General features: G+C 35.1%; 10 protein-coding genes and 1 CRISPR repeat array. All 10 genes read right to left on the bottom strand.

The features are described 5' to 3' along the window. Positions 1-265 precede the first annotated feature (265 nt). Positions 266-2,938: direct repeats of the CRISPR family, unit length 30 nt; unit sequence ATTTACATTCTACTCTAGTTCTATTAAGGG. A 185-nt stretch (positions 2,939-3,123) separates the two neighbouring features. After that, the gene (cas2, locus tag JOC73_RS12615) at positions 3,124-3,402 is read right to left on the bottom strand and encodes a CRISPR-associated endonuclease Cas2 (RefSeq protein ID WP_204403813.1); all 279 of its coding nucleotides are present in this window, start codon (positions 3,400-3,402) and stop codon (positions 3,124-3,126) included. Between the two features lie 4 nt (positions 3,403-3,406). Further along, entirely contained in the window at positions 3,407-4,399 is a 993-nt protein-coding gene (cas1b, locus tag JOC73_RS12620; RefSeq protein WP_204403814.1) for a type I-B CRISPR-associated endonuclease Cas1b, read from the bottom strand. Between the two features lie 10 nt (positions 4,400-4,409). After that, positions 4,410-4,901 (bottom strand): CRISPR-associated protein Cas4, encoded by a 492-nt coding sequence (cas4, locus tag JOC73_RS12625; RefSeq protein WP_204403815.1) that lies wholly within the window; start codon positions 4,899-4,901, stop codon positions 4,410-4,412. A 13-nt stretch (positions 4,902-4,914) separates the two neighbouring features. Next, a complete protein-coding gene (gene cas3, locus JOC73_RS12630; protein ID WP_204403816.1) occupies positions 4,915-7,167 on the bottom strand; it encodes a CRISPR-associated helicase Cas3' in 2,253 nt (750 codons plus the stop codon). Positions 7,168-7,195: 28 nt separating this feature from the next. Further along, a complete protein-coding gene (gene cas5b / locus JOC73_RS15190) occupies positions 7,196-8,128 on the bottom strand; it encodes a type I-B CRISPR-associated protein Cas5b (RefSeq protein WP_243427972.1) in 933 nt (310 codons plus the stop codon). Further along, a complete protein-coding gene (gene cas7i, locus JOC73_RS12640; protein ID WP_204403817.1) occupies positions 8,115-8,993 on the bottom strand; it encodes a type I-B CRISPR-associated protein Cas7/Cst2/DevR in 879 nt (292 codons plus the stop codon). Before cas7i ends, cas5b begins: the two co-directional genes overlap by 14 nt. After that, positions 8,993-10,681 (bottom strand): type I-B CRISPR-associated protein Cas8b1/Cst1, encoded by a 1,689-nt coding sequence (cas8a1, locus tag JOC73_RS12645; protein ID WP_204403818.1) that lies wholly within the window; start codon positions 10,679-10,681, stop codon positions 8,993-8,995. Before cas8a1 ends, cas7i begins: the two co-directional genes overlap by 1 nt. 11 nt (positions 10,682-10,692) lie before the next feature. Further along, on the bottom strand, positions 10,693-11,427 hold the full coding sequence (gene cas6 / locus JOC73_RS12650) for a CRISPR-associated endoribonuclease Cas6 (protein ID WP_204403819.1): 735 nt from the start codon (positions 11,425-11,427) through the stop codon (positions 10,693-10,695). A gap of 107 nt (positions 11,428-11,534) precedes the next feature. Next, positions 11,535-12,482, bottom strand: coding sequence for a helix-turn-helix transcriptional regulator (locus JOC73_RS12655; protein ID WP_204403820.1), 948 nt, complete (start codon positions 12,480-12,482; stop codon positions 11,535-11,537). 279 nt (positions 12,483-12,761) lie between these two features. Next, a complete protein-coding gene (locus JOC73_RS12660) occupies positions 12,762-16,520 on the bottom strand; it encodes a phosphoribosylformylglycinamidine synthase (protein ID WP_204403821.1) in 3,759 nt (1,252 codons plus the stop codon). Positions 16,521-16,576: the final 56 nt, after the last annotated feature.

Genomic DNA, 16,576 nt, shown 5'->3' on the forward strand with positions numbered 1-16,576 from the left:
ACAATCCAGTAGAGCAGGCAACAACTAACCTCTACTGGATTTATTGTATCAACTATTGGATTTAGTTTCTATACGTCGATTCTTTGGCGGTTACAACACGACTACCGGGATCAAACTTTAAAACAAATCTAAAAACACTGGATCTGATGTTACCATGGGATTCGTTAGTTCAGCAAATATGCAAAAACAATTAAGGGGATGACAAATGTCATCCCTAAAATTTTGCAACCCATCAAATATTGGACGCTTACATTATTTAGGATAAATTTACATTCTACTCTAGTTCTATTAAGGGCCTTTAAGAGCAGATTTTACAAATGCAATACCTTTAATTTACATTCTACTCTAGTTCTATTAAGGGGTGGTCAATAATGCCACGTCCTAAATCAGTCACTAATTTACATTCTACTCTAGTTCTATTAAGGGCGTCGTAAACCACAGGCAATGGCCAACAATATTACATTTACATTCTACTCTAGTTCTATTAAGGGTGACTCTAGAACATGTGAAGATAATATGGGTATACGATTTACATTCTACTCTAGTTCTATTAAGGGATATTATTGATGAGTTAGAAGGACTTGATATTAATGCATTTACATTCTACTCTAGTTCTATTAAGGGTACCTCAGACGAACAAATTGAAGAAGAATATAAAGAAATTTACATTCTACTCTAGTTCTATTAAGGGTATCAGATAAAGTATTCTCTGTCTTCCAAGTAGCTACATTTACATTCTACTCTAGTTCTATTAAGGGGTTCTGGAGCTATTCTAACAATATCTTCTTTAGATATTTACATTCTACTCTAGTTCTATTAAGGGGTAATATTGTTGGCCATTGCCTGTGGTTTACGACGATTTACATTCTACTCTAGTTCTATTAAGGGTTGATTTCCATAATTAATTACATTTAAGCTATGCCAATTTACATTCTACTCTAGTTCTATTAAGGGTGAATGAAGGGGGTTCTGGGGCACAACCTGTTACCTCATTTACATTCTACTCTAGTTCTATTAAGGGAGATGGGACTCTACACACAACCAAGGCACAGCGAACATTTACATTCTACTCTAGTTCTATTAAGGGATATTGATTGCATTTATTGCTACGTCTACCTCTTCAGATTTACATTCTACTCTAGTTCTATTAAGGGCTGAAGTAAAACAAGCTGAAGCCAATGCCCTAGAGGGATTTACATTCTACTCTAGTTCTATTAAGGGGGTGATACGCCATTGCTTAGAGTGGATTTTTTAAATAATTTACATTCTACTCTAGTTCTATTAAGGGTTAATCATTAACGCTCACCTCACCTGTTAAAATCCCATTTACATTCTACTCTAGTTCTATTAAGGGCTAAAAATTGATTGTTGCAATAATCCTTTATCCATATTTACATTCTACTCTAGTTCTATTAAGGGTTGAAGTAAAGGGGGAGTAGTATGGGTGCTAAAAGTATTTACATTCTACTCTAGTTCTATTAAGGGCCATGATGACATTCTTCACTTACAAAAAATCTAATATTTACATTCTACTCTAGTTCTATTAAGGGATAGTGATCAAGCTATCTTAGATTTTCTTAAGACTATTTACATTCTACTCTAGTTCTATTAAGGGATTGATCAGGAAATAAGAAAGGTGGGGTTGAAGTAAATTTACATTCTACTCTAGTTCTATTAAGGGGAAGTGATCAATAAATTTTACATACTTGGAAAACAAATTTACATTCTACTCTAGTTCTATTAAGGGTAACGGCAATACTAAATGTCGCAACAGCCTTTCCACATTTACATTCTACTCTAGTTCTATTAAGGGCCCAAAATGTTAGAATATCAGAAAAGTATAGTAACGAATTTACATTCTACTCTAGTTCTATTAAGGGGAGCTACTGAATCACCTTCATGACTTACTAGAGCATATTTACATTCTACTCTAGTTCTATTAAGGGTAAGTAGAGTTCTAATATTTCCGTTTTGGACAATTTTATTTACATTCTACTCTAGTTCTATTAAGGGATACTTAATAAAATTAATCAAAAGGAGAATTGAAAATTTACATTCTACTCTAGTTCTATTAAGGGTCAAAGATCTCAGGGTTAATGCCCATTGTTCTGTTGTATTTACATTCTACTCTAGTTCTATTAAGGGAACGCCCAGTACGGGCTAGCTGCATCATATTATCCATTTACATTCTACTCTAGTTCTATTAAGGGTTAGACCACCTCCAGAGTAGTCGGACTTGATTTAAAAATTTACATTCTACTCTAGTTCTATTAAGGGCGGATGATGGAGTTAGTCCAGGGCGACTTAGAGCAGATTTACATTCTACTCTAGTTCTATTAAGGGTTGCTGCTTTCATAAGTTTCCTCCTTATTTATCTAAATTTACATTCTACTCTAGTTCTATTAAGGGGGTCCTCATACAGGTGAATATGAATTTGGTAAAGATAATTTACATTCTACTCTAGTTCTATTAAGGGTTAACTCTCAGTGTCTGAAGCTTATCTATTAGCTCTATTTACATTCTACTCTAGTTCTATTAAGGGTTGAGTCGTACCATATGTCCCCATTCACAGGGGCTGAATTTACATTCTACTCTAGTTCTATTAAGGGGGTACCGTAGGACTGCTAGGGGACGGCGTAACAGACATTTACATTCTACTCTAGTTCTATTAAGGGCACAATTTAAAAAACGAAAAACAAGAGGTTTATTAGAATTTACATTCTACTCTAGTTCTATTAAGGGTGACCAGATGGATTTACGGCATTTACACTTTCCCCATTTACATTCTACTCTAGTTCTATTAAGGGTGAGCTTGTAGTAACCCGCTCACTTGCGCTTCGCTATTTACATTCTACTCTAGTTCTATTAAGGGTCCACTACTTTGTTAAGATTGTTCTTATCTACACATATTTACATTCTACTCTAGTTCTATTAAGGGGCGTTTTAACCAAAATATTTAAATTACTTAAGTGTATAGCCTATTTCTGTCTACCTATCATTTTATTATGTATTTAGGGTCTAATTTCCATTGTTACTTAGCAGTAGTTATCTCGCATGCTGATAAAATAGCCGATTGTCGATCTCCAATACTTTTTACACTACTAGGGGTCGACAGATTGATTACTAAAAAAAATTAGATGTTTTATCATCTTTTACACCCAAGAATTCTTTAGTTAGCCATTTTTCATCTCTACTTTTAAATATAATGAATGAGTCTTTATGATCCCTGATGTATTCATTTAGTTCTTTCTTTAATTTCATTAGATTAACTTCCGTTAAATTTCCTTCAAAGACGGATTTTTGTATATGGGTAAGATATCTCTTACATATTTTAAAGGTATTTCTTTGAACTTTTGGACCATCCTTGTCCATCATTATATCATACATTAAGACTATATACATAGTATCACCACCAAATCCTAAAACCACTATATTCTTTCTCGCCGATTATATCTTTTATGAGCTTATAGCACTCTAGCCTTATCAGATATCTATAGGAGACTTCTCTTCCTAAATCTCTGTGGGCTATTGTCCTTTTCAATCTTGAATCATACTCCATAAGGATTATTTTTTTTGCAGATTCCTTTAAATACAAGTAGTTAGAGTCCTCTTCAAAATCATCTTCAGTAATCTGATTTTTATTTAATAGTGAAAAAATCATTCTATCTCCAATTAAAGGCTTGAAAATCTCTGCAATATCTAAGCATAACGAAAATCTTTTTATCCCTGGCTCATGTAAATAGCTTATTGTTGGGTTTAGCTGAGTTTTATATATCTCCGAAAGTACAGTTGTATAAATAAGGCTATTCACAAATGAGATTAGTGAGTTAATCATATTATCAGGGGGTCTTTTTACCCTTTTATGAAAATCAATCTCTTGCTTTACAATACTGTTCCAAGTAGAATAATAGATTTTTCTAATATTCCCTTCAACACCCATCAGTTCATTAATGCTATTTGCAAGATTCAATCTATTAGTCAAACTCTGTATATCAGCCATAGGGGTGTCCAACTCTATTCCCCTGCCATTGTAGTACCTCAAGTTTCGATAAATATTATATGCGGCAGCCTTTAAAATCTCTTTTGCCAGTTTTATTCTACTATCTTGATTGTCATACTTTTTCACTTGATTTACCAGCAAAAATCCACTAACATTACTTTCTCTAGGATAAAAAGTACCACTATAGAAGCCATAATAATTGAAAATATGCATTATTATTTTTTGCTGAGATAAGAAATTTAGAAGCTTAGTATTCATCCCTACTTCCCCAAATAAATAAATTTCATCTGTTACCTCTGCCTTTAAATTCTTTTTGTCCCCCTCTATAGTTCGTATTTCTATGTTGTTATCTTTCCGACGCAAATCCCCATCCTTGAAAACATAAAATGTCTCTCCCATAGCCTCCTCCTTATATATAACACAGTTCATAATACGCACATTTTTTACATACTGCTTTATTGACCTTATCAGGGGGTAGCTTTAAGTTGACGATCCTTTGTATATCCTCTAAAATCTCTTCTATTTGTTTTTCATCCTCTTCCTCTAAGAATACATTCTCCCGTTTCCTTAATAAAGGATAATCCAGTATCCCTTTTTCGATTGCAACCCCTTTATGTTTAAGTACCCACATGTAATATTTAATCTGCCACTTTGAAGCTTCCTCTATTTTTCTTGATTTCTTAACTTCATGGATTACCTTCCAATCCTTTAAAAAATCAATATTTATGGTTTCATCTATCAAAATATTTTTCTTTTCTCGACTATAGGACGTCTCATCTATTATTTTTCCCATATTTACTAAATCGCTACTATGCTCCATCGTCATGTCATTTATAAAAAACCAAAGTTTTCTTTTGCAAACAAAATAATAGTAGACCATTACCCCTGTAATTTTCTTCATGATCTAACCTCCATTAGATAAAATTACTTTGTGGATGCTTTTCAACAGGTTCTTCCTTTTCTAAATACTCCACCCCAAGTTCTTCTGTGTACTTACATTCAAATATCGGAATAGACTCATATTTGCTAATTATCAGTTCTTTAATAATGTTACCCCACACCTGTTCGGAACGAATACTTACAGTAAAGTTCATTAAATTATTTCTTGCTACAATTTTTCTACCTCTTATCTCTTTTCGTTCTTGGTCTTTGGCTGTAGTGGGATATTCTTCTAAAAGCGTGTTTATATATTTTTGTATCTCTTCTTGATTGTTCTCATATACTTCCTTTGGAATGACTGTCTTAGACTGGATGTTTCTAAACATTTCTTTCACTTTACTTTTACATAATTCATGGTCTTCAAAGGATTTAACATAGTCCAAGTTCTTTTTTATTTCCTTATAGTATTCAGTATCCTTTAAATTTTCTTTAGTATATAACTCACTTACCAACTGCATCTTTGTTTCTTCATTCAAAGGTCCCTCAATATTCCTTAAAGCATCTTTGGATAGCTGGTAGATTTTTTGATCAATAACATAGCCCACACCACTACATTTATTCTCTCCACCATCAAACACAAAACAGTTGTAGCCCTGCTCTTTAAACTCTCTACCTCGATAACACCTACCCAACCTCTGAAAAAGACCGTTTAAGTCCGACAACTCTGTAAATAAAATATCAAAATCAATATCTAAAGAGGCTTCTACCACTTGAGTAGTTACCCATATCCCATATTCTTCGGTATTTTTTTTGTCCCCTATAAATAGTATTTTATCTTCTTTGCCTTTACGGTCTTTTTTGATAAAGCGGCTATGAAAAAGATTGACCCTATCTACTTCATGAATATCCCTTAGCTCCTTATAGACTCTTTGGGCTTCATTTACTGTATTGCAGATTACTAAGACCTTATTTTTCTTATACTTGTCAACAATCTTTTGTGTATCGATTTTACTTGGGATTCGCCTTACACAATGCCTAATTCTTTCTTTATTGGTAAAGGTCTTTGGTGGTACAAATTCAATACCTTCCTCCTTCAATAAATCCAGCACTATACTAGGTAGGGTAGCTGTAAGGATTGCAAACTTACCTCCTACTTTTGTAATGTAGTATAATCCTAGTATCAAGTATGATAATAAGTCGGCAGAATACATTTGAACTTCATCTATTACTACTTTTGAATAGGCTAAAGTTGCCAACTTGGGTTCAAACCCCTTATACCTATATACAAAGTCGAAAATCTGATCTAAAGTACATACCGTTATGGGGAGGGAAAGTTGTCTCGTTTTGTTATAATACTCATCAATATCTATTTCATCATCTTGAAGATTTTTACTGAGATATTCGCTATATGTATCGGAATGTAATAGCCCAACTCTATTGTCAATATCTTCTTTAACGATTTTTCCTGCAACTCTTTCGTACATTGCATTGAGGGCTGTTTTTAATGGTAGGGTAAAAAATCCTTTGTGATCTCCAATCCATAGTAATCCTGCTTCTGTTTTTCCCATTCCTGTTTCTGCTATGGCGACTACATTATCATTTCTATGATCAATCATATGTTTTTGAAGGTCATTCCAATCTGAATCTGGATTATTATTTTGTTGCCAATCCGTCATTAGTTCTTCCATGCTATTAAGTAAGAATTTATTTTCTCTCTCAACAATAATACCTCCACTGGCGGCATAGTCTAGTCGATTTAAGAGTCCTTTAATTTTTATATAGTCAAAGAACATTTCTTCACCGTTATGGAGTTGGTGGATTCTTTTATTTTTTAAAAAATATTTTCCCCTTAGTTTACGTACTTCTAAATCATTTACTTTATCATATACAAAGCCACTGGCTTCTTCTTTTAAGGCTTGTATTTCTTTTTCTAAGGTTTCTTTATCATAGGACAATTCCCTTTCATGATGATAAGCTATGGAGTTTGCTATTATTTTAATATCATCATGACTAAACCCCTCCTCCTTTAATTTTTTTTCATTTATAAAGGCTAAACTTAAAATTCCGTGGGGTATTTCGTCTTCCCATATTTTACGTTTTGTTATTTTATCTTGAAATTTCCGACTCATTTTACCGAGGTCATGATATAAACAGGCTAGGTGTAATATACCCCAATTTATTTCTAAATTGGGGTATAGAGATTTAAGTTCATTATAGTTTTCTATCAATTGATCGGTATGCTGTATAATATCTTCTTTTGGATTTGATTTTGCCAAATATTGATTCACAGTATACCACCTTCTCCTACTTTTTTAGTTAGACAGCAAATACAATACAATCATCTTCATCAACTAAAACATCTGTACTAGCAATAATTTTAGAAGAAAATAGAACATCTACTTTGTTCCATTTTCTAAATTCTTTACCTTTGCCAAAGGACTCTAACTTATAATTCTTCGTTAATGTATATTGTGTGCCACTGGTACTTACCCCATCAACACCTTCTAGTAATATAGCTTCATCATTTATCATCTCAATAGGGATATACGCAGTATGAGCTTCATCTAATTCTATATCTTCCTCTAACTCCGTCTCAGTTACCTCCACCACCTTGACTTCCTCTATGACCACCAAGTCCTCCCGTCGACCCAATGATGGGTATTCCCTAGGATAGCGTAAAGCCTTTTCTATTTCTTCAACAAGACTTTGGTCTTGGGGTATTATATGCAGGAGCAACTCTACATCTACTAAGAGTTCAGTTGTGGCAATATTTTTCGTTACTGACAATAAATTTTCTTTGGCTATTTTATAATCTTCATCATTTAATGATTTAACCTCACCTCCAAATTCTTTATATTTATGTATACCTGGAAACACGCCTCCTTTGAATTGATGAGTACCTCTTGAAGTTTTTAAAACCTCAAATCTATCATAACCACAACTTTTGCATTTCTTAATTTTTGAAGAATTTTCAAATCCACAATTTAGACATTTATGTTTTCTTTTTTGGTCATTTTCTTGAAATGTTGGAGAAAATTCATATATTGTAACTAAGTCATTCATCTTTGAATAATACCTACCTTGCACACTCACCTTCATTTCCTTGTATTCTTTATAGTCACAAAGGCTATGTACCATCCCAATGACTGTTGAGTATGGGGGTAAGGGGTAAGTCTCCTTTAACTGAAAGCTAGTGGGCTTTTTGTAGTTTGCTGACTCCTGCCATAGCTTTAGTCTAATTGCCTTCATAATACTCACTGACCTTTGCTTTTAAAGTCTCGATAAGTGCTGGCATAGACTTAGGATTCAGCTTTGATTTGATTTCATTGTCATTATCAAATCTACCTACGATTAAACCACAGTGGGTATCTTTTTTGATGTTTTCAAAAAGAACTCCTTCGATCTGTTCCACAACGACTCTATTGTCTTTAACATCCAATACATTTTGGAAGATTGGATTTTTAATGTCATACACTCCACCAATAGCAAAAAGTGGCTTCAAGTCTTCTCTTCTTCCTCTTATATCCCTATACAATAAAGCAACTGTTTCTAATAGTTTATTTACTCGTCTTGCCTTCTCTACATTAGATATTTCTATGTCGCCATTGGCATCTATACCGATTTGGTCAAGGTCAGCTGTCATCGTGTACCGATAATATGATCGATGGATTTCGGCTTGGGCAATGTTCATATTTTCATTGATTCGATCAGCCAATCCTTTATTTGTTAGGAAGTCTAAGTCTCCCTTAAAAGACTCCAAAGAAATAGCATTTGAGAGCCTTACTTTTGCAGAACGCTTCTTCACACCATCTCCAGTTTTCAGGTATCCAAAGAAGTCTATCTCCGGATAGTCTTGTATGGTAGCATCCTTTTCAAACTGAATTGCTTTTTTATCTCCACCACCTTCTGCCTTTACTTCTGCTGATTCTTCCCCAAGTTGTTCTGCAATGTTATGTCTGATGGCTTGTCTAGATATATATGTATATTGTTCTCCTTTTCCTCTAGCCATCTTTTTTAATGAAGCAACATTTCCTACTGATTCTCCATAGTTGGCACTTTCAGCCTCAAATATGATGGATAGTGTAAGTCCCTTTGGTTTCATATTGTTTTTCATTATTCATTTCCCCCATTCTTTTTATCTTTATCATTCTCGTTATCTTTACCCTCGATCAAACCAGCAACAAAGGCATAGCCAATGGTTTTAAATTTCTCATCATCCCTCAATGCCTCCATAAAGATATTTGGTACTGTCTTCTGAACATATAGGTAGCAATTCAACAAAGTGTCCATAAACATATTTTTATTACTTGTCTTTAGTGCGTTTAATAGCCTGTAGGCAATACCATTGAGTTTATCCTTTGCTTTCTTATTTTTATAATCTTCTCTTAGGTAATAGCCTGAGTTCTTGGCTAACCCTACTATATCCTTATTTGCCTTTTCCATATAACCCATCCCCTCCATGATTCTTTTATTGATGTTCATTATTCTAACTACTTGTCCCGTTCCAAATCTAACCTTTTTAGTATCTTGACTGGTGATCTTTACAACTAAAAGTTTGTGTATTAATAAAAAAAGGTTTTGATTATTTAAGATCCGTTCTATTACCAATTCATATATATTGAAATAGTCCTTTCCTTCAGTAAATCCACCCTTTATGATTCTATTGAGATCATCTTTTGAAGTGTTAATGATATTCAGCATTTGTCTAGATAGAATATTGAAACGGTACTTCCCATCCTCCAACTTTACCACTTGAATATCAGCAAGTTCATATTTCATTTTTTCGTTTGATTGTTCATTGATGGCGTATACTAACCCCCTGTAGGTAAGGTTTGCATTGATGTCTGTTTCATTAAGAATTTGAGTCTTTACATTGTTATTTATGTTGATGGCAGTCTCTAGGCGAGTACTTTCATTGATATAGACTCCCCGATCATATACATAAGTAAATCCAGCAGGTATACAAGAGTACACCAATTTACAGATAGGACAGACAGCTATGTCATTATTAAAATTCCAAACATGGGATGATTTTCTACTAACGTCAAATCCCATATTGTTTAAAAAGCTAAGATCATTTTTCATGTCCTTCATTTTTCCATTGCAAGTAAAACAATCGTACTTGTACTTCTTTTTATCTTCTTCTACATAGTCCTTTACAGGCTCTATGAAATATCCTTTGTAGTCAAGATACATATCCTTTTCCTTAGTTTGGGGATTTAAAAAACAAATTCCTTCCCAAGCATTTTTAACTATTGTATAAATTACATTCTTAGCCGCAAGGTACTTTCTACTGTCTGCCTCTTTACAGTAGTCTATTAAGACTTGCACTTTTTTGAAGGCATCTTTGATATCCTGTAGCTTGTCCTCTATCTTTTCAGATTTTTTTAGTTTGATTGTCTCTAGTTCTTTCGTTAGCTTTATTACATCTAACTGATTGTCCATTACTCCATAGGCTGCTTTATAACTGGCACTGTTTAAGTAGTATTTTAGTACGTCTTTGATATATTTATTGAGTTTATCCAAATCATCATCCTTGAAGGTATCAAAGTCGTTATCTTCATGGTATTGAAGGATTTTCTCATAGGATACAATCTTATACCACGAAAGAGTTTTCTCATATTTGTCTATTAAGTATTTAAAGTACTTTTCTTCAAAATTTTCTAAAGCCTCAACGTCAAATTCAAGTTGTTGGGAAGTAACTTCGACTTGATCGCCTGAATGTTTTAAGATATTACACAAACCAACGATACCAGAATTAATCAGCCAATCTCCCATCTTTAACGTGATTTTTTCTCCCACCTTTTCACCCCCTACACAATGTCTACCATTCCAAACCCACTACCCCTTTTGCTTCCTATTCCTGCCTTATATAGATAATCTAAAATATATGGTTGGGCTTTTATTCTGATTTTCCCTATACTTGAATGTACTTCTATCCCGTAATTTTTTACCTTGACTTTTCTAATATCAGAATCAACCTCTACCTTAATATCTTCGAAATCTAACAACCCTCTTTCACCGAAAACATCTGATAGTTGATACTTGAGGTTCTCCATAAAAATAGCCTGTCCTTCTTCAGTTTCCAAGGAGTGATACCAAGTTTTCTTGTTGTCTCCACCATGCTCCCGAACTACAATAGGGCTCAAGGTCTTAAAAATAACTTGTTGATCGTAGATTGGTTTTTCCTTCACTAGGGTCATTTTTCCTATAGTGATGATGTTGTTATGAATGGTCTGTTTCTTCCCTTTATTGGTTAAGAAGGAATTGTAGAACATAATTCCATCCTCTGGACTATAGGCTGAAAAATTTAAAATAACTTTTTTGTCGGGAATAATAATCTCATCCTTTGTAAAACGACAGTTCTGCATATATAATGCAAAGGTAAAATCTTTAATCTTGTTTTTACTTTCCTTTTCTTCATATAAACGTTGGTAATACTCTTGATTGTAGGAGCTAAAACAGCTCTTCATGATTGATAATATGATTCTATTTTTGTCTTTAGGTAATGCTTCGTTTTCTAGTATAAGCTCTACTGAAAATCTCATTTCTCCACCTCCTATGAATTTAATAATACCAGTTAATTAGGAAACATATTGTACAGATAGGAAAAATTCGCATAATTTTTTAAAAACTTACGTTGTGTTTCCAAGCATTATTTATATAGTTCGATAATTTTACTAACTTCTTTATGAATATGTTCTTTTAATTCCACAGGCTCCAACACTTCCACACTGCTTCCCATCCCCATAACCCAAGTTATAATTTCTGTATATCCCTTCATTTTAGCTTCAAATCGTATAGTTTTATCATCAAGTTGTTGTATTTTCTGACCCTTGCAAATGTATTTCTCCTTAATAATCTCACTCATTGGATAATAAATGTTTAATTTTAGATCAATAGCTTCATCAGTATATATTCCAAAGGACTTGTCCATTACTTCATCAAAGTTGTAATCTACTTTAATATCAAAAATCTCGTTTGTTATATGGTGTTCCATAATTCTAGATAACTTAAAAAACCGTATATCCTTTGCACTACTACAGTATCCATAGAAATACGAGGCTCCTTTATAATCAAATACTCCATAAGGTTCTACTAAACGCTCTCTTATTTCTACCTCTGATTCTTTTAACGATTTGTAAGACATTCTAATTCTATTTTTGTTGTGAATAGCAAGGTTTACATCAACCCAAGCTCGTTTTTCTTTTCGTATAATGTCTTCAGACTCACTGGCGGTCTTATGATGGTAATGTATTTCCTCTCCGTTACTTTGGGAATTCAAAATCTTACTTACTAAAGTTTCAAATTTTGGTCCATAGTGATATTTACCACTTTTAATTGACTCCTTCGCCATTTTTAAAGCACTTACTTCTTCATCTGTTAAGCCTAAACCATCAAAACTCCTTCTATTCTCTATATAGTACCCTCCGTATCTCCCTAACTTTGATCCTATATAGATGCCAGCCTTTTCTAAATCATTTTTGTACTCCTTTACCATTCTGTGGCTTACCTCTAGTTCTTTGGCTATTTCGTCAACTCCCATCATTTTTCTTGATTGAAGCAAAAAATACATATTGAGTGCATTGGATACTCTGGACATCTCTTTCCCCCCGAAATCAAAATAAGTAATCGTTTTATAAAATCACTATATTTACCATATTATCACATACTTGTCAAAGCGTACAATATTCCAACGAATATTTCGTGAAACAAAGACCCGTGAGTAAAAAAATAAATCCAACTTAAAATAGCCCACCCCAAAACTAGGGTGAGCGTATACCATAGGCATATACTAATCAACCTTGAAATAAAAGTCCCCCTACAGCAAATGTTTTTTTAACCATCTACTGTAAGGGGAGCATATTAAAACTAATCCCTATTATTTACCTGTAAAGTAAGCGACTCCAGCTTCAAAGATTTTCATATCTTTTTCACCATATATATTCTTTGCTACATTAGAGCCTACTCGCTCCGAGTGACCCATCTTACCAAAAATTCTACCGTCGGCACTGGTGATCCCTTCGATAGCATATATTGATCCATTTGGATTGTACAGACCATCATAGGTTGCCTTACCTTCCTCGTCAACATATTGGGTTGCAACTTGACCTTTTTCAAGTAATTCCTCCAGTACTGCATCCTTAGCGAAGAATCTACCTTCCCCGTGGGATAAAGGGATTTCAAAGGTATCCCCTACATTGACTTTACTTAACCAAGGGGATAGATTAGATACGACCTTCGTCTTAGCATATTTAGCAACATGTCGACCAATTTTATTATAGGTCAATGTCGGACTCTCTTCATCCAATGGCCTAATTTCTCCATATGGCAGTAATCCTAATTTTACGAGGGCTTGGAATCCATTGCAAATTCCAATCATTAGACCATCTCTTTCCCGTAATAGCTCATGAACAACATCTTTAATTCTTGGATTTTTAAAGACGGAGGCAATAAACTTACCAGAACCATCTGGTTCATCCCCAGCACTAAATCCTCCTGGTAAAGCAATGATTTGAGCTGTAGATATGGCCTTAGCCAGTTTGTCAATCGACTCTTCAATCCAAGTACTATTTAAATTTCTAAATACGATTACCTCTACCTCTGCCCCTGCTTTTCTAAATGCCCTTGCCGTATCATCTTCGCAGTTTGTCCCTGGGAAGGAAGGAATTACGACTTTAGGCTTTTCTATTGTCATCTTAGCTTTTCTAGTAGTTCCATTTTTATATTCATAGGGTTTGATTTCCCCTTCGATAGATTGCTTGATTGGGAATACAGTATTTAGTGTTGATTCCCATACCTTTACAGCTTCATCAAGGCAAATTTCAACACCTTCAACTTTAATCACTTTTTCTTCAATGGTCTTACCTAATAATCTATATTTAAATCCTGTATCAACTAAATCGAAATCAGATGCTACTTCTAAAACAATCGAACCATAGGCTTCCTCCATTAATCGTTCCCTTGTGATATTTGCATCTATCTCGATTCCGATTTCATTACCAAAAGCCATCTTTGATAGGGTGGCAACTAATCCACCCTTTCCAACCGTATGGGATGCCAGCACTTTACCTTCATTGATTAATTGATTGATTGCAGTATAGCCAGTTCTTAAGTTTTCAAAGTCTGGTACTTCTTGATTGTCCCTTTCTGCTTTGAACATGATTAATTTTGAGTCTACCTTTTTCAGCTCAGGTGTAACAACAGTCCTCACATCCACTGGAGCAACTGCAAATGATATCAATGTTGGAGGTACATGAATGTCCTTGAAGGAACCAGACATAGAATCTTTACCACCAATGGCAGCGATCTGGAACTCATTTTGAGCCAAGCCAGCCCCCAGTAGTGCTGCGAAGGGTTTACCCCATTTCTTAACATCATCACCCAAGCGTTCAAAGTATTCTTGGAAGGTCAATCTTGTCCTATTGTATTCACCACCCATAGCCACTACCTTTGCGACAGATTCCACCACTGCATACAAAGCTCCATAGAAGGGACTCCATACTGCAAGGTCTGGGGAATATCCGTGGGTCATGATTGTACCTGTATTGGTTTCTCCATCCTTTACAGGAATCTTTGCAACCATACCTTCCGATGGTGTGTTGTAGGTCTTTCCACCAAAGGGCATCAATACGGAAGCCGACCCGATGGTACTATCAAACATTTCCACCATCCCCTTTTGGGATGCTACGTTTAGGTCGCTTAAAGTTTCTTGCCAGATTGATTTAATATCTTTATTTTCTAGATTCCTTGAAAAATAGTTTTCCTCAGCTGCAGGTGCCTCCACCGATACCTTTGTTGAGCTGCTTGTTCCATTGGTGTCTAAAAAGGCTCTGCTGATATTGAAAATCCAGTTGCCCCTCCACTGCATTCTTAGTCTGCCAGTATCGGTAATATCCGCCACGACTGTGGCTTCTAGGTTTTCTAGCTCTGCGTATTTTTTGAATGTATCTAAATTTTCTTTTTGGATTACAACCGCCATTCTTTCTTGAGATTCTGAAATGGCAATTTCAGTCCCATCCAGCCCTTCATATTTCTTAGGCACTCTATCTAAATAAATATCGATACTATCTGCCAATTCACCGATGGCAACAGATACTCCTCCAGCACCAAAGTCATTACATCTTTTGATAATCTTGCTTAACTCAGGATGTCTAAACAGTCTTTGAAGTTTTCTTTCCTCTGGGGCATTTCCTTTTTGAACCTCTGCACCACAGGATGCTAAGGAGTCTTCTGTATGTTCTTTTGAAGAGCCTGTTGCTCCACCACAACCGTCTCTTCCAGTTTTACCACCTACTAATATCACGATATCCCCCGGTTGAGGTACTTCCCTGACGACTTCTTTCTTTGGAGATGCAGCGATTACGGCTCCAACCTCCATCCTCTTTGCTAAGAACTTTTCGTTATAATATTCTTTAACTTGTCCAGTGGTTACACCAATTTGATTTCCATAGGAGCTGTATCCGTGGGCGGCTCTGGTGGTAATGGTTTTTTGGGGTAGTTTCCCTGCTAAAGTCTCGTTGAATGGTGTTCTTGGGTCGGCTGCCCCCGTCACCCTCATGGCTTGATATACATAGGACCTACCAGAAAGGGGATCTCGGATAGCCCCTCCTAAACATGTTGCCGCTCCACCAAAGGGCTCTATCTCAGTAGGGTGATTGTGGGTTTCATTTTTGAACATAACAAGGTACTCTTCATCCCTACCGTCAACATCCACAGTGACTTTGATGCTACAAGCATTAATTTCTTCCGATTCGTCAAGGTCTTGAAGTTTTCCTAATCGCTTCAATTTCTTCATTGCAATGGTGGCTAAATCCATTAAACAAACCTTCTTGTCCTTTTCTCCATGAACAAAGGCTCTATCCTCAAGATACTGTTGGTATGCCGACTTCACAGCCTCATTATATTTACCCTCTTCTATTTCAACATCCGTCAATTCCGTCATGAAGGTAGTGTGTCTACAGTGATCTGACCAGTAGGTGTCTATTGCCTTCAATTCTGTAATGGATGGATTTCTCTTTTCTTCATTTTTAAAGTACTGTTGTATGAATTCGATATCCGAATCACTCATTGCAAAGCCTTTGTCAGCTTTGAAGGATAATAGTTCATCCTTTGAATATTCAATAAATCCATGGAAAATCTCAACGTCCGCAGGCTCTAGGGCTTCTAATTTTAAAGAACGCTCCATCCCAAAGCCTAGCTCCATTGATTCAACTGGATTAATCATGTAGTTTTTGATTGTTTCTTTTTCTTCATCGGTTAAATCTCCACTGATGGCAACTATTTTTGAAGCTCGGATACTTGGTCTGTCTTCCTGGGTCAACAGCTGAATACATTGCTCAGCTGAGTCTGCCCTTTGATCGAACTGTCCCGGTAATAATCCAAATCTAAATGTAAAATCACTGTTTTCAAATTCCTTAGCATCTTCATACACTAGATCTATATTAGGCTCTGAAAATACATTTTCTATTGCTAGTCCATAAACTTCCTCCGTCAATCCTTCAACATCGTAGCAGTTGATTACCCTCAAATCTATAATACCATCTATATTTAAATTCTCTTTAAACTCCCTCATTAAATGATCTGCTTCTACAGTGAATCCCTCCATTTTTTCAACAAACAATCGTTTAACAGAACTCATTCCATCGTCCTCCTTAAATTCACTATATTTTTAAGTATTTTCTAGTTTAATTTTAG

Origin of the sequence: Alkaliphilus hydrothermalis (assembly GCF_016908555.1) — a bacterium.
Classification (GTDB): Bacteria; Bacillota; Clostridia; order Peptostreptococcales; family Natronincolaceae; genus Alkaliphilus; species Alkaliphilus hydrothermalis.

What these genes read in the sequence shown, in the direction of transcription:
- cas5b (WP_243427972.1), bottom strand. Translation starts at nt 8,128, where the DNA reads ATGAAGGCAATTAGACTAAAGCTATGGCAGGAGTCAGCAAACTACAAA.
- cas2 (WP_204403813.1), bottom strand. Translation starts at nt 3,402, where the DNA reads ATGTATATAGTCTTAATGTATGATATAATGATGGACAAGGATGGTCCA.
- cas6 (WP_204403819.1), bottom strand. Translation starts at nt 11,427, where the DNA reads ATGAGATTTTCAGTAGAGCTTATACTAGAAAACGAAGCATTACCTAAA.
- JOC73_RS12655 (WP_204403820.1), bottom strand. Translation starts at nt 12,482, where the DNA reads ATGTCCAGAGTATCCAATGCACTCAATATGTATTTTTTGCTTCAATCA.
- cas1b (WP_204403814.1), bottom strand. Translation starts at nt 4,399, where the DNA reads ATGGGAGAGACATTTTATGTTTTCAAGGATGGGGATTTGCGTCGGAAA.
- cas4 (WP_204403815.1), bottom strand. Translation starts at nt 4,901, where the DNA reads ATGAAGAAAATTACAGGGGTAATGGTCTACTATTATTTTGTTTGCAAA.
- JOC73_RS12660 (WP_204403821.1), bottom strand. Translation starts at nt 16,520, where the DNA reads ATGAGTTCTGTTAAACGATTGTTTGTTGAAAAAATGGAGGGATTCACT.
- cas7i (WP_204403817.1), bottom strand. Translation starts at nt 8,993, where the DNA reads ATGAAAAACAATATGAAACCAAAGGGACTTACACTATCCATCATATTT.